The following is an 18,984-nucleotide window of genomic DNA, read 5'->3' on the forward strand; positions in this document are numbered from 1 at the left end:
TTTGATGATGAAAACAAAGATAATAGCTGTTTTTGCCCTGATGAACGTGATGGTGCTTGGCGCTTGTACGAAAGATTTTGAAGAGCTGAATACCAATCCAAACCTGATTGAGAAAGTTACCCCCGGAAGTTTAGTTACGCCGACGATATATGGCATGAGTACTTACTTTTCGGTAAGAAGTTACGATTTTACCTGGCAGATGATGCAGGTGGGTTTACCTAACCCCAGTGTGGCTTTAGGGGCACACCGTTATGATATTTCGGAATCTGCTGGTAACGGTACCTGGAATGCGGCTTATAAATACTTGCGTAATATTCGCGAAATGGAATCGGCAGCAGTAACTTATAATCAGCCAGTTTACGGGGCAGTGGCTACCACCTTAAAAGCATACATTACTGGAATTTTAACGGATAGTTTTGGTGATGTTCCTTATTCAGAAGGCTTGCTGGCAGAAGAAGGGATAACAAAACCTAAGTTTGATACCCAGGAAGAGATCTATACCAGTTTAATCCAGGAATTGGAAGCGGCGAACACTATTTATGCCGGTGAAGGCGTGATGAGTGGTAACGATTTACTTTACAACAATAATAAAGAGAACTGGCGTAAGTTTAACAACTCGCTATTGATGCGCATGTTGTTAAGGGCATCTAATAAGCCGGCTTTTAACAGTTATAACCGTTTGAAAACCATGATTGCTAATCCGGCAACTTACCCGGTATTTACCAGTAATGCCGAAGCGGCCTTAGTTAAAGTAAATGGTATTGCACCTTATGATTATGCCTGGGGCAGACGTCAGGATTACGTGAATAGCCAAGCCATGGGTAGTTTCTTTGTTGATATGCTTAATGGTTTAGAGGATCCACGACGTGCATTGTTCATGACCAAGGCTAGTCAGATTGTAAACAAAGTACCGGTAGACCTGGGTTACAAAGGTATTCCTCATGGTCACTCGGGTGATGCATCACAATTTGGCTATTCACCAAGTACCCCTAACGGCGATATCATGTATCCGAATGCTGTAGGGACTGAAATTTTAGAGGTAATGATGGGGTATGCGGAAGTAGAATTTATAAAAGCGGAAGTGGCTTTGCAAAGCAGTGATATGGCTGCGGCAAAAATAGCCTATGAAAAAGGGGTAACTGCTGCGATCACGCAATGGAAAACCGCGGTGATGCCGGCTACGTATTTCCAAAATACCAAAGCTGCATTTAACGGAACCTTAGAACAGATTATGAATCAAAAATACCTTGGTTTGTTCTTTAACGATTACCAGCAATGGTTCGAATACCGCCGTACAGGTTTTCCAAAACTACCAAAAACAGAATATATGCTGCACGGTGGGGTGATGCCGAGTCGGTTTATGTATCATACCGATGTGAAACAAACTAACTTAGAGAATTATAAGATTGCAGCTGACCGAATTGGTGGCGATAATGTGATGACAAAAGTTTGGTGGGAAAAGTAATTATTGATAGTTTCGTTTAGACATCCAGGTGCCTAAACGAAACTATTGTTTTATCATGTAAAAAACATTCCGATGGTATTTAGCAGGACCGTATTCCTTAAAGAATTAGAACGTCAGCAGACCTGGGATGTTATTATTATTGGTGGTGGTGCCACCGGACTGGGTATTGCAGTTGATGCTGCCAGCAGGGGCTATCGCACTTTATTGTTAGAACAAAGCGATTTTGCTAAAGGTACTTCGAGTAGAAGCACCAAGTTGGTGCATGGTGGCGTGAGGTACCTTGCACAGGGCGACATTGCCCTGGTTTACGAAGCGCTTCATGAGCGCGACATGCTGTTGAAAAATGCGCCACACCTGGTGCATGAGCAGCAGTTTATCATTCCCTGTTTCCATTGGTTTACCAAGTTGTTTTACCTGATTGGGTTAACCTGTTACGACCTGCTTGCTGGTCGCAGTTCCTTTGCCAAATCGGCTTCCTTAAATTCTTCACAAGTGCTAAAGGCTATACCCGGACTTTCGAAAGAGAAACTGGTGGGTGGCGTAAGCTATAGCGATGGGCAGTTTAATGACGCGCGCCTGGCAATTAACCTTGCCCAAACTGCTGCTGAACAAGGTGGCGTGTTATTGAATTATGTTAAAGTTTGTGGTTTAGTAAAAAACGCAAGGGGTAAGTTAAACGGGGTAGTGGCTAAAGATTTAGAAACTGGCCAGTCGTATCATTTGAAGACTTCCGTGGTTATCAATGCCACTGGTGTTTTTGCAGACGACATTTTGAAAATGGATGTGCCTGGAGCAAAACCATTGCTGCGGCCAAGTCAGGGTGCACATATTGTAGTCGATAACAGCTTTTTGCAAGGCAATGTAGCCCTGATGATCCCTAAAACCAGTGATGGGCGGGTGTTATTTGCCGTGCCCTGGCATGATAAGGTGCTGTTGGGTACCACAGATACACCGGTTGAACAGCACAATATGGAGCCGAAACCATTAGCTGCAGAAATTGACTTCATTCTTAAAACAGCAGGGCAGTACCTGATTAAGAAACCGGTACATGCTGATATTTTATCTTCTTTTGCAGGTTTACGGCCGTTGGCAGCGCCAGACGACCATCATTCTGCAACCAAGGAGATTTCCAGAAGCCATAAGTTAATGGTGAGTGCTTCAGGGCTGATAACGATAACTGGAGGAAAATGGACCACCTATCGTAAAATGGCAAAAGATACATTGGATAGGGCTATACATGGAAAACAACTGTCACCCGCGGCCTGTGTTACCGAAAAGCTGCGCATACATGGGTCTTTAGGTCCTGCTGAAATTGGCGAATGGGCATTTTATGGTAGCGACGCTGCAAAAATAAGGAGCCTTATTCAATCGTCAACAGATTTAAGGCTCCCCGTTTATCCGGGATTGCCTTTGTTGAGGGGGGAGGTGATTTGGATGATGCGGCAGGAGATGGCGCGAACGGTAGAGGATGTTTTGGCCCGCCGGAGCCGCCTGTTGTTTGTAGATGCCGAAGCTGCGAGAAAACTGGCGCCGGCAGTGGCACAGCTTATCGCAGAAGAATTACATCGGGATGCAGATTGGGTAACAGCACAACTGTTATCTTTTAATTTGCTGGTTCAACAGTATTTGTTCAAATTTGAGAAACAAGAAGTGGAAGGACCGGTACTTCCTTAAACAGTAAAACCAACGATATCGATGAATAAAATAAAAAATAGCCTTTTATTAACACTGGCCTTTTGTGCCGCTATGGGCTTATCGCCATTAACAGCGCAAACTTTACCTTGGGATAGCACCATGCGCCCTCAAAACTTTAAGGCAAAATTGCTGGAGTATCAAGCCAATCCGATTGTGAAAGGTGATTACGTTTTTATGGGTAACAGCATTACGGCAGCAGGTAATTGGTCGCAGTTGCTAAATTTACCTCAGGCAAAGAACCGTGGTATTTCAGGCGACATTACTTTTGGGTTGCTGGAACGTTTGGATGAAGTGATTGCAGGGAAGCCAGCGAAGTTGTTTGTGTTGATTGGCATCAACGATATTTCCAGGAACATTCCTGATTCGGTGATTCTGGCTAATTATAAGAAACTGATTAGCCGGGTAAGAAAAGGATCTTCAAAAACACAGCTCTATTTTTATACCTTATTGCCGGTTAACGCCAGTTTTGAAAGGTTCAAAAATCATTACGGTAAAGACGAACATATTTTATGGCTGAATGAAGAGATTAAAAAGCTAGCCGCAAGGAAAGTAAAGGTAATTGACTTGTATTCTCATTTTACTGATCAGGATAAACGTTTAAAAGCAGAATTGACCAAAGATGGTTTGCATTTAATACCGGAGGGATATAAAGTATGGGCAGAAGTGCTTAAAAATGGAAAATATTTAAGGTAATCTGCCCTTCACTCGTGTCTTAATGTTTTTTTCTTTGTCCGGGTGCGTAATATTTCGCTGAATTCTTTCCCTTTTTCTGGCCGTTATATTTTTTTGCCTGCCCAGGAGGAACTTTACCGCTGCGGCCGGCAGTTTGAGTGTAACAAGAGCTGAAAAGCAAGAGGCCCGAAAGCGCTAGTATAGTGTATAATTTTCTCATGTGTATTTTTATCGGGTAACATGCTAAACTCATGCCAGAAAGCTAATCACAAAAAAAACGGATGCTTTTAAGGGCACCCGTTTTTACATAGTTGGTTGGTTTGGTTTAATTATCGGTCATGAGTTTGTTTAATGATAATTCGTCTGAAGATATAGGCCAGATGTAACCCACTTCGCCTAATGTTTTAGCTGGTGCACTTCCTTTTGCTGGAAGAGGTAACAGCAGTCGGGTAAGGTCCGGACCTCTCAGGCCTTCGCCTAAAAACTCAATCCTACGCTCTGTTAATAGGGCATCTGTGAAAGCAGCAACCGTAGCAGGGGCAATTACCGCTGCGGCATCGGAACGTTGTCTAACCCTGTTGATTAATGCTAAAGCCTGTGCGTCGATCGTGTTGGTGCTGCGCACCCGGGCTTCGGCAAGGTTTAATAACACTTCTGGCCACCTGATGACCGGCACAAAGTCGATATATGGATTTGGGGCGGTAAATTTTGCCATAAACGTTTTTCCCGCTGCGCTTCTAAACAATAAACTCCTTCTTTTATCTGTAGCCGACCAGCTGGTGTTGGCAATAATTCCCGTTGGGTTTAAAGAGTATTCCGTTGTTCCTGGAAGATTTCCTGTAAAATAGAAATACGATGCCAGGGAGTTTTGAGTGCCAGGGTAATCTATAGGACTCGCCGCACTTGACATGGGTAAGGAGAAAATAGACTCGTTGGTGGTATAAGGTGCTTTAAACACATTCGTTACATCGGCTTCTAAAGCATGCGGTACATTTGCAGTGGCCTGAAAAGGGAAAGTCGGGGCTACAATTTTATTAGCTTCAGTAATTACCTCTGCCCATTTGCCCATGCTCAGGTAAACCCTTGTTTTTAGGGCGATAGCTGTGTTTTTATGTGCCCGGGTTGTATTTAATAAAGGTGATGCGTTAGTAGAAGCCAGGTTGGTTTCTGCAAAGTTCAAATCGTCAATAATTTGTGCATACACTTCGGCCACCGTGCTTCTGGCCAGGTCAGAAAACCCTGGCCCGGTGATACCCGTTAACCGAATGGGCAAGCCCGGTTTGTTTCCTTCGCCATCGGCATAAGGAAGGGCGAATAACTGTAGGAGGCTATAGTAGGACAAAGCCCTGATTAAACGCGCTTCTGCAATGTATTTGGTCGTGCGCTGGTCGCCAACCACAGCGCTTCCTTTTGCGGTCATGCCATCAATAAATACGTTGCAGCGATTGATGGTTAAATAACCTTGCGACCACAGGCCTTTGGCCGAAGTAGCACTATTGGCTACGTTCATACTCCACACATCAGATGCAGTAACCAAGTTGCTTGTTTCGTTAATAAAATCTTCGCCACGGAGGTTGCCATACACCAGGTAACGGCCGCCGTATAAAGTCCCTGATTTTAAGGAACCATATAATGACAAGGCCTGACTTTCGATTCTAAATTCGGTGTCGAAGGCATTGTCGGCCGCAACAGCTGTTTCCAACGTTGGATTAAGGTATTCTCTTTTGCAGGCACTGGTAAATAGGAGGGTGGCGCCTAAAGTGATGATATATAAATTTCTTTTATTCATGATGTTTGCTGTTTATGATCAATTAAAAACCTACGCTTAAGCCCATGGTATATGTTCTGGCATTAGGACCAGAGTTCCTGTCTGAACCCTGACCCGAGGCACTTGTTCCATTGGAAGAAACCTCCGGGTCTGAGCCTGGATAATCGGTGATCATGGCCAGGTTTTGTCCTGCAACATATAACCTAAGGTTGTTAAGTTTAACTTTTCCTAAAACTGATTGTGGGATGGTGTAACCCAGGCTAAGGTTTCTTAGTTTAATAAAATCGCCTTTGAACACGTTGATGTCTAGGGGTATGGTGTTTCCGTAAGAAACGTTATCACCGTAAATTGGTCTAGGGAAATCGGTGACGTCTCCAGGGTTCTGCCAGCGGTTTAATACATCGTTAGCATTGTTCCAGTAACGCTGATCGTGTAAGCCGGCATTGGTTCCATAAGAAACATAAAAGCCTAATTGGTAGGTTAACATCACATTCAAATCAAATCCTTTGTAGCGGAAAGTATTATCGAAACCACCATAGATTTTTGGTGCTGTATTTTGGTACATCATGGCATCTGCACTTTGCGTAATGGCCGGCGCTCTAGATCCATCATCAAGGTAAGTCCAGTTAGATCCGCCTGTAGGCACAATGTGCTGGTAAGTTACCGCACGGCCATCCTTGTTGTAGAAAATTCTTCTGCCAGTTTCAGGGTCAACACCACCAGTTTTAACCACATAAAGGTAACCCACTGAATAACCAGGAACGGTTCTGTTGACGTTTTCTCCTGTTGCTGTTGATCCTGTTGGGGTAACGATTTCTGTTAAGCCAGGTGCCAGTTCGGTAACTTCGTTTTTATTGAACGAGATGTTGAAATTGGTGTTCCATGAAAAAGCAGCGCTTTGCACTGGTGTAGCACCAATTGCTAATTCTACACCACGGTTATACATAGAACCTACATTGGCCAATACACTGGTAGGAACACCTGTAGAAGGCGCCTGAGCGACGTTAAGTATCAAGCCATCAATACTGTTTTTGTAATAGGCGACTTCTACCGTAATGCGGTCCTGCAGGATGCCGAAGTTAAAACCTAAGTCCAGTTTTTTGCTGGTTTCCCAGGTCAGTTCACTATTGCCTGCTGCAGAATATAAAGAGCTTGGTACACCGCCATATAAACCGGAGCCAAAAGTTGAGAAGGTTGCGTAATTGCCAATACCAGAGATGTTACCAACTTTACCGTAGCTTCCTCTTAATTTGAAGCTGCTAAAGATGTTGCTGGCATTGGAGTTAATCCAGAAGTTTTCTTTAGTGATTTCCCATCCGGCAGATGCACCCCAGAAAGTTCCTTTTTTCTCACCCAGTGCAGAATATTCATCCTGACGTAAGTTGCCACTTAAGAAATACTTGCCAGCGTAATTATAGTTTAAGCGGCCGAAGAAAGACAGTAGGTAGTTTTCGCCATAAGTTGTACCGGTTGAGTTATTGGTTTGGTAACCTGCCTGAACCACATCGTATGCCGGGTCAGTTAAGCCCCTACGATCGATTCCATAGCCTGTTACGGTGTTCCTTTGTTGTTCCTGGCCTACCAGTAAGTCGAAATGGTGTTCGCTCAGGCTGTAGTTAGCCTGCGCCGTGTTGGTCCAGGTCCAGTTTTTAGATTTTCTGAATATACTGATGGCCTGGCCATTGAATCCCTGACCGGTACCGTGAATGGGGTTGTAAAATTGGTTGTTATCACTATTGATGTAGTCGATGCCGTAAACAGATCTTAGGTTAAGCCATTTTAGGGGTGTCAATTGTACATAGGCATTGGATTGCAGGTGGTCCATCTCATTGTTCTCCCTATCATTTTCCAAAATCTGTGCAAAGTTGTAAAAGCCAACCTGGTTACCACTTACCACATTATTCATAGGGCCTACAAAGGTTGCACCCAGGTTATAAGTGCCATCATTGTTAAAAGGTGATACGTTAGGAGCGTTTACCAGCGCTGTTCTGGCTATACCAGCGGTGCCATAAGCTTCTCCGTTTAAGGAGCCTGAAGAAATGGCGGCTAAGTTTTTCTCATTAGAATAAGATAATTTACCGCCTATGCTGATAAAACTGTTGATTTTGCTATCGATGTTAAAGATGGCATTTAGACGTTGGAAGTCGTTTTTCTGAATAATACCCTCTTGGTTGGTATAGCCTACTCCCAAGTAGTATTTTGTGGCTTCGGTACCTCCGGAAACATTCATGTTATGGTTTTGTGAGAAACCAGTGCGGTAGGCATAATCGTACCAGCGGGTATTGATGGGCTGACCATCAGGGCCGTTGGTTAAGGCAAAGACTGGAAGTTGAGAAACCCCGTTTACAGAGATATTTACACTTCCACTGCGAATGGCATTGGCATTGGCCAAGGCTTCATTTTTATAATCTGTATACTCAAAGGCATTTAACAATTCAGGTAGGCGGTAGGGGCTGGACCAGCCTGCGTAAGTATTGTAAGACACTTTAGGGACCCCGGTTTTACCTTTTTTAGTGGTAACGAAAACCACACCGTTAGCGGCCCTGCTTCCGTAGATGGCGGTAGATGCTGCATCTTTAGCGATATCGATGCTCTCAATATCATTAGGGTTGATGCTGGATAATGCATTCCCTGCTGCTGCGGTTAGTCCCTGATCGCCAGTGGTAGCCACGATACCGTCAATGACAAACAAAGGCTGTGAACTTAAAGAGATGGAGTTGGTACCGCGAATACGGAATACCGGCGGACTGTTTAATACACCGGTGGCATTGCTGACTTGCACACCTGAGGCGCGACCAGCTAAACCAGCTTCTAAACTTTGGATAGGCTTATCGGCAATGGCGGCACCGCTAACAGAGGAAGTGCTTCCTGTAGTTTCGCCTCTTTTCTGAGTGCCATAACCCACAACCACGACGTCATTTAAAGTTTTGGCGTCGTTTTCTAAAATAACGCTCATGCTTCCGGAAGTAATCGTTACGTTTTGGGGAAGGTAGCCAATAGTAGAAACTTCTAAGGTGGTCACGTCTTTTGGTACGCTTAGGGAAAAATTTCCGCTGGCATCAGTCTGAGCACCGCCTTTCGCACCTTTTAATCGGATGGTTGCTCCTGGAATGGGAAGCTTGTCGTCTTTGGCGGTCACTTTTCCAGAAATGGTTCTATCCTGAGCTAACGCGATGTTCGCAAAAAGCGTAAGGATACATAAATTGAGTAGAAGTTTTTTCATAAAATGGTTTAGTTTTAAGTTAATTGAAGTTGTTTGTTGGTTTTTTTAGGGTTATTTTGTTTGTATTATGAGTAATTAAGTAATTTTTAATGAATAAATGATTTTAATTTGTGCTAAATTATAATTTTACTTGAAATATTAGTGTTTTTTTTCAGTATTTTATTTGGGTTTATTAGTTAAAAGCTAGATATTTTTAATGTTTTGATGTGATTTAATAGTTTTTTTGAGATTAATTGCTAAAATATTACGTTGTTTCTATGGATTTTTAGTTGAATAAGCTCAAAAAAGTGGCATATAAATATATTTAACATTTTATTTGCAACACACCTATTTTTATTTACTTTTGCCCCACTACGGGGGATTAGCTCATTTGGCTAGAGCGCTTGCCTGGCAGGCAAGAGGTGACCGGTTCGAATCCGGTATTCTCCACTCCGTAAAAAAGCCTTTCAGAGAAATCTGAAAGGCTTTTTTGTTTTGAAACTATAAGATATAGCAGGTAGGTTCAGGGATAGAAAATTGTAACCTAATTTTATGATAATAGTTTGTCGGGCGTAATTGGGAGTGATCTGATTCTTTTCCCTGTTGCATTAAAAACAGCATTGGCAATTGCAGCGGCGACACCTACGATGCCTACCTCTCCAATACCTTTCACGCCCATTTTATTAGGTATCAAATCTATTTCGTTGATAAATATGGCGTCTAGTTTGCCTACGTCAAGGTTTGAAGGTACGTGGTAATCCGCAAAAGACCTTGTTGCAAAATTTCCATAACGGGGGTCAATAATGGATTCCTCGGTCAAAGCCATTCCGATACCCCAAACTGCGCCGCCAATAATTTGTGACCGCGCCGTTTTAGGGTTTAAGATTTTACCGGCACCTGTAACCGCAAGAAAACGGGTCACTTTAACCATACCAGTAATGTTATTTATCCTCACCTCCGCAAAATTAGCATTGAAGCTATGGCAGGAATACTTTTCCGCCTCTCCTGGAGCAGTGGATTCCGATCGGGTCTCGAAAGAAGCAGTATTTTCTGAGATCATGAGATCGCTAGCTGTTGGGCGAACAAAAAACTGTTTGCCTGACTTTAAAAGCAGCTCATCGGTAATTTTGGTACAAGCATCATTAACTGCATTGGCAAAACTGGCAGCACCAACAGAACCCACCGAGCCTGCAGCAGGAGGGAGGGAAGAATCGCCAATCTTCATAGTGATTTGCGAAACGGGGATCCCCAGTCCATCTGCGGCCGTTTGCGCAAGAATGGTATTTGTTCCGGTACCAAGATCTGAAGCCGCAATTTCTACAGTTGCAAAAACAATCTTATTTTTGAGGCTGAGCTTTATTACTGCAGAACTGTCGCGTTGCCGGGCAGGGTATGTTCCACAAGCTACCCCATAACCAACAAGGTCATCCCCGATTTTATTTGTTCCGGGTTCCGTTTTTCTCTTGTTCCAGCCGAAGGCTTTTGCGCCTTCTTTTAAGCACTGTACTGTGGTTCTTGAACTCCAGGGCTTTCCATTGGAAGGGTCTTTTGTAGGTTCATTTATTATTCTCAGGTCTATGGGGTCCATTCCCAGTTTATGGGCAAGCTCATCCATAGCAGATTCCAAAGCAAAACTTCCTGTTGATTTTCCCGGGCCACGGGTATAGGTTGGCAGGATAATATGCATGGGTACGGAGCGGTAAGAAATCAAAACATTTGGTACCTCGTACATAATCTTCGAACAATCGCCACAAGGTTCAATATATTCATCATCTATTGCCGTGTGCGAAACTGTTTCATGCGCAAGGGTGGTAAGCTTACCGTCTTTGCTTGCGGCTAGCGTTATTTTTTGAACATTCCGTTGACGCAGGCCAACTGAATTGAACATTTGTTGTCGGGTTAGAGCAAGCTTTACAGGTCGGTTAACCATTTTGGCGGCAACCGCTGTAAGTACCAGATTTGCCCATTGACCTCCTTTAGAACCGAAACCACCACCTATATAGGGTGAGATGATTCTAACCTGTTCGGGTTTAAGATTCAATGTAGCTGCTGCGGAATTCTGTGCCCCGTTAATAATCTGTGAGCCATTGTATAGGATGAGGTTATCGCCTTCCCATACGGCAACGGTGGAATGTGGTTCTAATGGGTGGTGGTGTTCAATAGGGGTTTCGTAGTGTTCTTCGATTTTAACATCCGCAGATACCGTTGCTGATTTGCCAGCACCCTTGACGAAATCCTGAAGCGCTGCCCCTTTTGGCATCACAGGATTTTTAGCTTCCTGCTCAAAATCAGTTTTTTCGCTTTTGCTTTGCTCGTATTCAACCTTTATTAGGTGTGCTGCGGTAGTAGCCTGTTCAAAGGTTTCGGCAACGACAAGGCCAATGTGCTGGCCGTGAAAAGTAATTTCTGGATCTTGCAACAAAGCGCCACCCCTTAGCCCCCCTTTGATGTTTAACTTTGGCGCATTTTCATGGGTAATAACAGTTAAAACCCCTGCTGCGTTTTTAGCTTCATCACTATCTATCTTTATGATTTTACCAGAAGCAATAGTACTTTTAAAAAGGACGGCATAGGTCATGTTTTTTGCAGGGTAATCTGTTGCATAAGCTGCTTTTCCTGTTATTTTAAGTATGCCGTCTATACGATCAATACCTTTGCCAATAGTTTTATTTCTATCTTCCATTGTCATGTGATCATTAGCCTTTATGTGCTACTTGGAGTGCACTGGTTATCGTATTGATGCCCATTTCTACTTTAAATTTATTATGCGAAAGCGGTCTTGCGGCATTCATTTCCTCCTCGGCAGCTTTTCTGAAATGCGCCGCTGTTGCCGGTTTGCCCTGCAAATATTGCTCTGCTTTTAAAGCCCTCCAGGGTTTATGAGCCACCCCACCCATCGAAATGTGGGCAGCACCAATCCTGCTGCCTTCCATTTCTAGTCCGGCGGCGACTGAAACCAGCGCAAAAGCATAAGAATTACGATCTCTGACTTTAATATAGGCAGAATGTGAAGCAAAGTTATTTCTCGGGATTTCAATGGAAGTAATCAGTTCGCCATAGGTTAAGGTATTATCCTTTTCCGGATTGTTACCAGGAAGGACATGGAAATCATCAAAATTAATCACCCTTTCGGCTCCATTCAGCTGTAACACCTTTACCGATGCATGTAAAGCGGAAAGGGCAACAGCCATATCTGATGGATAAACGCTTACACATTTATCCGACCAACCAAAAATAGCATGCATCCTATTGAATCCTTCCATGGCTGCACAGCCGCTGCCGGGAAGGCGTTTGTTGCAGGGCATGGAAATATCATAGAAATAACTGCAACGTGTCCTTTGTAATAAATTTCCACCGTTTGTTGCCATATTTCGTATTTGTGCTGATGCACCGGCAAGAATTGCCCGGCTTAATATTGGGTAATCTTTTCTGATTGCTGGATGCTGAGCAGTATCCGTGTTATTTGCAAGTGCGCCCAAGGTGACGCCGGTGGTAGTTTGATTAATAGCTTTTAAATCCAGGCGCCCGATATAAATGATTTCACTTGGGTTATAAACATGCTCTTTCATTAAATCCAGCAGGTTGGTGCCCCCACCGAGGAATGCAGCGCTGTCATTTTTTGCCAGCATTGCAACGGCATCAGAAGGTTGCTTTGCAGTTGAATATTTAAAAGGATTCATAGCGTAGGGTTAAATTAATCGGCATAAAGCCAGTTTTGTTCAATGCTTTTACCAGTTTGTGCTTCCTTAATCGCTGCTACAATATTTGGATAGGCTCCACAACGGCATATATTACCAGACATTCTTTCTGCGATCTCTTCGTCAGATAACATTAGTTTCTGTTGATTATCTCGAATGTCTGTCGTCACAAAACTTGCCTGACCTTCTTTCGCTTCTTTCATTAGCGCTACTGCAGAACAAATCTGTCCGGGTGTGCAAAAGCCACACTGAAAACCATCATGTTTTAAAAATGCATTTTGCATAGGGTTAAGTTCGTTACCCTTTGCAAGTCCTTCAATGGTGATCACCGATTTCCCCTCACAGCTTGCGGCGAGGGTGAGGCAGGAAAGTACCCGGTTACCATCAACAATTACGGTACAGGCTCCGCACTGGCCATGATCACAACCTTTTTTAGAACCCGTTAAACCGATCCGTTCACGCAGGGTGTCCAGCAAAGTCATTCTCGAATCCACAAGAACCTTTCTAGTGCTTGCATTCACCTTAAAGCTTACATTAACCCCGTTTTCAACTGCTTGAGGAATTAAATCTGGAATTTCTTCGATGTCAATTGCCCTTGCAAAGAGCTGCTCAGCACCGATGAGGTGACTAGCCAATAGCCCCGCAGTCGCCAGGCCAATTAGTTTTAGGAAATGCCGTCTGTGGAATCCCGAATGTAGAACCTCTTCCAATTCTTCGGGCATTAAATCGCCGAAAAGCCTTTGCTCTTCAGGTGTTAGGTCCGTTTTGTTTTGTGTCATGGTGCTGAGTTTTGATGATAACAGCTTGCAACCAATAGAAAATGTGATCACTTATATTAAACAACATCGTTAATACAAGGTTTCAATTAATCAATAATGATACAAAACATTAAAAGCCACATCACGCAAAGTATCTTATAGCGGCAGGTTGCCAAATAAAATTACTAAAACTTAACATTATATTAACATTACTTTACGTCCCCCAAAACCCCTTCTTGCTAAACCCCCACTTTTAACAAATTATTGTAAAATTTAATTTTTTCGCCCTTTTTACGGGTGACTAGAGCTGTTTTTCAGCCCCTGCCTGCCTGAAATTTCTTATATTGAGCAAATATGCGCTGAAATGAAGCACATAGGTAATGCGAGATGAAGGAAAGTAATCACGTTAGAAATTTAAAATAGAGGATTGAAAATAAACCATAAACTATACCACCATATCTCCTTTGATTTATGGTTAACCCTGATCAGATCAAATCCTGAATTTAAAGGTAAGAGAAACCTGCTATTCAGAGATTTTTTTGAAATCGATGCATCCATGGAGGAAGTTACCCAGGTGATTAGGTACTATGATGTGTTGTGCAATAAAATGAATGAAAAAACAGGGCTTAACATCAATACGTACGAGATTTATTACTTTATATTGAATAAATTGAATGTTGATATATCAGAAGTTAGCCTTACTCAGTTAGATCAATTTTATAAAGAAACAGAAACGTTATTTTTTGCCTACAAACCCCAATTAATGTACCCGGGTATTGACCGTCTTTTTGAAGAACTGAAATCAGAAAATAAGTCCATGAATATATTAAGTAATACCGGATTTATTAAAGGCAAAACCTTAAGAAAACTGATGACGGAATATGGCTTTGAACAACATTTTGACTTTCAGATTTACTCAGATGAGGTTGGAGTATCCAAACCAAACCTTGAGATATTCAAATTAGTGGATGATCAAGTTAAAAAGAACAGGAATCTAGAACAAAAAGACGTGGTACACGTAGGTGATAATATTATTGCCGATTATAATGGGGCTAAATCCTACGGTTTTGGTGCAATTCTTTTAAATACATAAACGTGAATAGAAGTTATAGCTTACATAAAATTGTAGAAGAGCTGAATAGTCCGTTTAAAATGGACGAGTATAGCTGGTTTAAGTTCGGCGACAAACATTATGCAGAGAAATTTGCAACACAATTGTTCGATGGCTTTATTGCAGAACATGAAGACCTTGTACTATCAGGACAAGATATTGTGATCTTACCAAGTCCGTACCTTTCCATCCCGACGGCTTCAAATTTCCTATGCCATTTTTTTAAAATGAAATTGAACAACTACTTGTTTCAACATCATAAAAAAGCGTGTGCAGAATCTAAAATATATAGAAACCAAACCTATGTAACGGATTATGGTAACCTGGATTTTGAAGAAAGGGTGTTGTTGATCTCAAATGATACCTATTACATCGATAGAAACTTTATTGAAGGCAAGCTGTGCATATTTGTAGATGACATCAAAATCACCGGTAGCCATGAGCATACTGTGAACAAGATATTAGACCAGTACCAGGTAAAGGGAGATTTTATCTTCTTATATTACGCTGAGTTAATTAATAAAGAAATTCATCCCCGGGTGGAGAACTTTTATAACTATTACGCGATTAAAGATGTCGCTGATATTGTAGAGGTGATTAACAGGGCAAGTTTTCAGTTCAATACGCGAATTGTAAAGTATATTTTAAGTTTTAACCAGGAGCAGTTTAATTACGTGCTGGACCACATTCCTGTAGAGAAACGTACTGATTTATTCCACCTGGCGATAAGCAATAATTACCACCAGATTACAGATTATCAAAATAATATAAACACTATTAAAACAGCTTAATTATGGCAATTAATTTACAGAAAGGTCAGCGCGAAAATATCAACGCCCCTAAATTTACCATTGGCTTAGGATGGGATACCAACAGCAGTTCTACAGGAACTCAATTTGACTTGGATGCCTCCATTTTTATCTTAGGTGCAAACCAGAAATTAGTATCAGATAATCATTTGATATTTTATAATAACCTTCAGTCACCTGATGAAGCAGTAATACATACCGGTGATAACTTAACCGGCGACGGTGATGGCGATGATGAGCAAATCAAAATTGACCTGACTAAAATAGATCCATCCGTAAAAGAACTTTGCATTGTGGTAACTATTGACCAGGCTGAAGCACGTAACCAAAACTTTGGTCAGGTGAGAAACTCTTTTGTAAGAATCGTTGATGAAGCCACTAATACTGAATTGGTTAAATATGAATTAGATGAAGACTTTTCTATTGAAACGGCCATAGAATTTGGCAGGTTATACAACAGAGAAGGACAATGGAAATTCGAAGCCATCGGTATGGGAATGAAAGGCGGCTTACAAGATTATTTAAACAAATATCAATCATAACAACATGGCAATCAATCTTCAAAAAGGACAACGTATAAATCTTGAAAAAAGCAACGGCAGTAAACTCCAAAGTATTTGTGTTGGCATAAACTGGGGCGCAATAGAAAAGAAAAACTGGTTAGGTATCGCTAAAAAAGAAGCGGTTGACTTAGATGCTTCCTGTGCGTTATATGACGATAATAAAAATGCGATCGATGTGATCTACTTCGGAAGCCTGACTTCAAAAGATGGTGCTGTAAAACACAGTGGCGATGATAGAACCGGGGATATGGGTGGCGATGACGGACTAGACAATGAAGTGATCACACTTGATTTTCAACGCTTAAATCCTTCAGTTAACCATGTGGCTTTTGTATTAAATAGCTTCCAGGGGCAGGATTTTGCTACAATTCCTTTCGCATCTATCCGCATCTATGAGGGCTCACCTAAACAGGTAAGAGAAGTATTCGCCACATTTGATATTGCTAATGGAAAAGGCTTCGCAGGAAGTGTATCCATGGTGATGGGCGTGTTCTATAAAAGAAATGGTGAATGGAAATTCAATGCGATTGGCGAGCCAACAAAGGATAGAAAATTAGAAGAAACTATTAAAACTGTAACTAGTCAGTACTTATAGCATGAGAAGATTACCAGTATACTTATTGTTAGATACTTCTGGATCCATGTCTGGAGAGCCGATTGAAGCCGTGAAAAATGGTGTTCAAATTATGATCAGCTCTTTGCGTCAAAATCCACAAGCTATAGAAACCGCTTTTTTAAGTGTCATTACTTTTGATAGCTCGGCGCAGCAAATTATTCCATTAACTGATTTGGCTTCTTTCCAAATGGTCGACATCAGAGCTACCGGGGTTACAGCCTTAGGCGAGGCCTTGAAATTGGTAAGTAGCAAAATTGATTCTGAAGTTGCAAAAACAACAACTGAGCAAAAAGGCGACTGGAAACCTTTGGTATTCATCATGACAGATGGTATACCTACAGACGACTGGCAAAGTGGTTTAAACGAATTCAAACAAAGAAAAGTGGCCTTTACTGTTGCCTGTGCTGCAGGTAGTGGTGCAGATACCAATATCCTTAAACAGATTACCGAAAATGTAGTGAGCTTAGATACAGCAGATAGTGCAAGTATCGGTAAGTTCTTCCAATGGGTGACAGCCTCTATCGGCGTAACTTCTACAAAAGTGGAAGATTCTGGGAAAGAGGTGACTGGCCTGAATGAATTGCCGCCACCGCCTTCTGAGTTGAATATCGTTGTTTAAGATACTACCAGTAGGTATTCAATTTAATCCAATGCTATTGAGAGATCTAAAAATAAAATGAGAAGATTACCTGTATATTTTTTATTAGACACCTCCGGGTCCATGTTTGGCGAACCCATCCAGGCGTTGAACAATGCTTTAAGTGGAATGATCAATACCCTTCGATCAGATCCACAGGCATTAGATTCGCTGTGGATTAGTATCATCACTTATGACCGGGCAGTGACCGAAATTGTTCCCTTAACGGAGTTAGTGAGCTTTCAACTGCCCGAAATTACTTGTCCTCAAAGTGGGCCCACCAACACAGGTGCTGGTTTAGACTTCGTTATCCAAAAGGTAAAGGTGGACCTCATCAAAGGTTCAGCTACTGAAAAGGGCGACTGGAAGCCTTTACTTTTTGTTTTTACCGATGGTAAACCTTCTGATATTCAATTGTACAGAGAAAAGATACCTGAAATTAAAGCATTGAACTTTGGCGCTGTGGTGGGGTGTGCTGCAGGGCAGATGGCTGATGATGCCATTCTGAAAGAATTAACCGACAATGTTGTTCATCTGGATTCAGCAGATAGCTCCACACTAAAACAGTTTTTTAAGTGGGTATCAGACACCATTGAACAAGGAAATAAAAGCCAGGGAACTGGTGAAACAATGACCTTGCCTCCACCACCAAGTGAAATTACCGTTATCATATGATCAAATTAATCCCAATACTGTTCAGCTTTCTCATTGTAGGCTTGTTTTTATATTCGAAATTACTTCCTTACCAGGATAAGTTAAGTCCTGGTTATAAAAAGGTTTTTAATGTGTTTCATAAAATTTTCTCGCCTATTTTTGGCTTTTTGAAGAAACGCATGCAACCTGTTCAAGTAGGCACAGGTATTTTCGTCGACATGAGTCAAATCTTTATCCTGGTTATTTTTCTGGCGCTTGTAAACTCCTTCTAAATGCGTAGACTTCCTATTTACTTTTTAATTGATGTTTCTGAATCGATGGTGGGCGAGCCTATCCAGCAGGTGGAAGAAGGCATGGCAGCCATTGTGTCTGCGCTAAAGTCTGATCCTCATGCCTTGGAAACAGTGTACGTATCGGTCCTGGTATTTGCCGGTCAGGCAAAAACATTGGTGCCCTTGCAAGAAATCGTGTCCTTCTATCCCCCTAAATTTCCCATTGGTAGCGGAACCTCGTTAAGCAAAGGACTTAGCCATTTGATGGCCGAGTTAAAAGCAAATGTGGTGAAGACTACCTATGAGGTAAAGGGAGATTGGAAGCCGATCGTGTTTTTGTTTACTGATGGGGTACCAACAGACGATTGTCAAAAGTCAATAAGCGAATGGAAGCAGAACTGGCAAAAGGCCGCTAATTTAATAGCAGTTTCTTTTGGTGAGGAAACCGATATTAAGGTGTTAAGTGATTTGACAGATCAGGTGTTAAACTTCAAAAACACCAATCCGCAAGCTTATAAGGAGTTTTTTAAATGGGTAACGGATTCTATTAAAACGAGTAGCATCAGTGTAGAGAAAAGTTCGGCAGGTTTTGAATTAGCTAAAATATCTGGACAAACCTTGTCTAAAATTGACCTGACTAAACCTGCTCCTGTACAGCAAAAGGTTGATGATAACTTTGTGGTGCTTAATGGAAAATGCCAAAATACTAAGCGTCCCTATTTACTTAAATATAAGAAGTCAATTTCCCCGTCTTCTTTCAAAGAGATGCCTTTAACTACCCGGAGTTATGAATTAGTTGGCGCCTATCAGGTAGACCAGAGTTATTTTGAACTGGCTGATCAAAGTAAAATCGACCAGCGTGTAAACACCCAGGAGTTGATTGGCGTTCCGCCTTGTCCTTGTTGTGGCAACCACATCGCGTTTGCCGTTTGCAGCTGCACTAAAATACATTGTATAGGGCAGGAGAAGGTAAGCAAGTGTGCCTGGTGTGGCACAGAAGGAACTTATGGGCAAGGAAAAGCTGGCATTGACGTAAACCGAACGCAGGGCTAATGATAGAGGAG

17 protein-coding genes and 1 tRNA gene are annotated in these 18,984 nt (G+C 42.1%); 12 read left to right on the forward strand and 6 right to left on the reverse strand.

The window, feature by feature from the left end; translation table 11 throughout:
- Positions 1 to 4: 4 nt before the first annotated feature.
- The 3 genes from IWX76_RS17015 (at position 5) to IWX76_RS17025 (ending at position 3,853) form a co-directional block, all read left to right on the forward strand.
- A complete protein-coding gene (locus tag IWX76_RS17015) occupies positions 5 to 1,465 on the forward strand; it encodes a SusD/RagB family nutrient-binding outer membrane lipoprotein (protein ID WP_196861237.1) in 1,461 nt (486 codons plus the stop codon).
- A gap of 72 nt (positions 1,466 to 1,537) precedes the next feature.
- Positions 1,538 to 3,139, forward strand: coding sequence for a glycerol-3-phosphate dehydrogenase/oxidase (locus tag IWX76_RS17020; RefSeq protein ID WP_196861238.1), 1,602 nt, complete (start codon positions 1,538 to 1,540; stop codon positions 3,137 to 3,139).
- 21 nt (positions 3,140 to 3,160) lie between these two features.
- Entirely contained in the window at positions 3,161 to 3,853 is a 693-nt protein-coding gene (locus IWX76_RS17025; protein WP_196861239.1) for a GDSL-type esterase/lipase family protein, read from the forward strand.
- Positions 3,854 to 3,872: 19 nt separating this feature from the next.
- On the opposite strand, the gene IWX76_RS17030 is transcribed toward IWX76_RS17025, so the two are convergent.
- The 3 genes from IWX76_RS17030 to IWX76_RS17040 form a co-directional block, all read right to left on the reverse strand.
- The gene (locus IWX76_RS17030; RefSeq protein ID WP_196861240.1) at positions 3,873 to 4,052 is read right to left on the reverse strand and encodes a quinol oxidase subunit 4; all 180 of its coding nucleotides are present in this window, start codon (positions 4,050 to 4,052) and stop codon (positions 3,873 to 3,875) included.
- A gap of 105 nt (positions 4,053 to 4,157) precedes the next feature.
- The gene (locus tag IWX76_RS17035; RefSeq protein ID WP_196861241.1) at positions 4,158 to 5,621 is read right to left on the reverse strand and encodes a RagB/SusD family nutrient uptake outer membrane protein; all 1,464 of its coding nucleotides are present in this window, start codon (positions 5,619 to 5,621) and stop codon (positions 4,158 to 4,160) included.
- Positions 5,622 to 5,643: 22 nt separating this feature from the next.
- Positions 5,644 to 8,823, reverse strand: coding sequence for a SusC/RagA family TonB-linked outer membrane protein (locus IWX76_RS17040; protein ID WP_196861242.1), 3,180 nt, complete (start codon positions 8,821 to 8,823; stop codon positions 5,644 to 5,646).
- 355 nt (positions 8,824 to 9,178) lie between these two features.
- Here IWX76_RS17040 and IWX76_RS17045 point away from each other — a divergent pair.
- Positions 9,179 to 9,252: transfer RNA gene (locus tag IWX76_RS17045), tRNA-Ala, on the forward strand.
- Positions 9,253 to 9,352: 100 nt separating this feature from the next.
- Here IWX76_RS17045 and IWX76_RS17050 read toward each other — a convergent pair.
- From IWX76_RS17050 to IWX76_RS17060, 3 genes are read right to left on the reverse strand one after another with little or no spacing between them, the layout of a single operon-like run.
- The gene (locus tag IWX76_RS17050; protein WP_196861243.1) at positions 9,353 to 11,491 is read right to left on the reverse strand and encodes a xanthine dehydrogenase family protein molybdopterin-binding subunit; all 2,139 of its coding nucleotides are present in this window, start codon (positions 11,489 to 11,491) and stop codon (positions 9,353 to 9,355) included.
- Positions 11,492 to 11,498: 7 nt separating this feature from the next.
- On the reverse strand, positions 11,499 to 12,482 hold the full coding sequence (locus IWX76_RS17055; protein ID WP_196861244.1) for an FAD binding domain-containing protein: 984 nt from the start codon (positions 12,480 to 12,482) through the stop codon (positions 11,499 to 11,501).
- Between the two features lie 14 nt (positions 12,483 to 12,496).
- Positions 12,497 to 13,279, reverse strand: a complete 783-nt coding sequence (locus IWX76_RS17060; RefSeq protein WP_196861245.1) for a (2Fe-2S)-binding protein — start codon at positions 13,277 to 13,279, stop codon at positions 12,497 to 12,499.
- Positions 13,280 to 13,685: 406 nt separating this feature from the next.
- On the opposite strand from IWX76_RS17060, the gene IWX76_RS17065 reads away from it, so the two are divergent.
- The 8 genes from IWX76_RS17065 to IWX76_RS17100 are packed head-to-tail and all read left to right on the forward strand — an operon-like array spanning position 13,686 to position 18,973.
- A complete protein-coding gene (locus IWX76_RS17065) occupies positions 13,686 to 14,351 on the forward strand; it encodes an HAD family hydrolase (RefSeq protein ID WP_196861246.1) in 666 nt (221 codons plus the stop codon).
- Positions 14,352 to 14,353: 2 nt separating this feature from the next.
- Complete coding sequence (locus IWX76_RS17070) at positions 14,354 to 15,160, forward strand: phosphoribosyltransferase family protein (protein WP_196861247.1); 807 nt, start codon at positions 14,354 to 14,356, stop codon at positions 15,158 to 15,160.
- 2 nt (positions 15,161 to 15,162) lie between these two features.
- Positions 15,163 to 15,720, forward strand: coding sequence for a TerD family protein (locus tag IWX76_RS17075; RefSeq protein ID WP_196861248.1), 558 nt, complete (start codon positions 15,163 to 15,165; stop codon positions 15,718 to 15,720).
- A 4-nt stretch (positions 15,721 to 15,724) separates the two neighbouring features.
- Entirely contained in the window at positions 15,725 to 16,336 is a 612-nt protein-coding gene (locus IWX76_RS17080) for a TerD family protein (protein WP_196861249.1), read from the forward strand.
- 1 nt (position 16,337) lies between these two features.
- Positions 16,338 to 16,976 carry a vWA domain-containing protein gene (locus IWX76_RS17085; protein ID WP_196861250.1) on the forward strand — a complete coding sequence of 213 codons (639 nt, stop codon included), beginning with the start codon at positions 16,338 to 16,340 and terminating at the stop codon, positions 16,974 to 16,976.
- A gap of 57 nt (positions 16,977 to 17,033) precedes the next feature.
- The gene (locus tag IWX76_RS17090) at positions 17,034 to 17,669 is read left to right on the forward strand and encodes a vWA domain-containing protein (RefSeq protein ID WP_196861251.1); all 636 of its coding nucleotides are present in this window, start codon (positions 17,034 to 17,036) and stop codon (positions 17,667 to 17,669) included.
- Positions 17,666 to 17,920, forward strand: a complete 255-nt coding sequence (locus IWX76_RS17095; protein ID WP_196861252.1) for a hypothetical protein — start codon at positions 17,666 to 17,668, stop codon at positions 17,918 to 17,920. The genes IWX76_RS17090 and IWX76_RS17095 overlap by 4 nt, the downstream gene beginning before the upstream one ends.
- Complete coding sequence (locus IWX76_RS17100; RefSeq protein ID WP_196861253.1) at positions 17,921 to 18,973, forward strand: TerY-C metal binding domain-containing protein; 1,053 nt, start codon at positions 17,921 to 17,923, stop codon at positions 18,971 to 18,973.
- The last annotated feature ends 11 nt before the right edge of the window (positions 18,974 to 18,984 follow it).

The organism is Pedobacter sp. CAN_A7 (assembly GCF_015752175.1).
Taxonomy (GTDB): domain Bacteria; phylum Bacteroidota; class Bacteroidia; order Sphingobacteriales; family Sphingobacteriaceae; genus Pedobacter.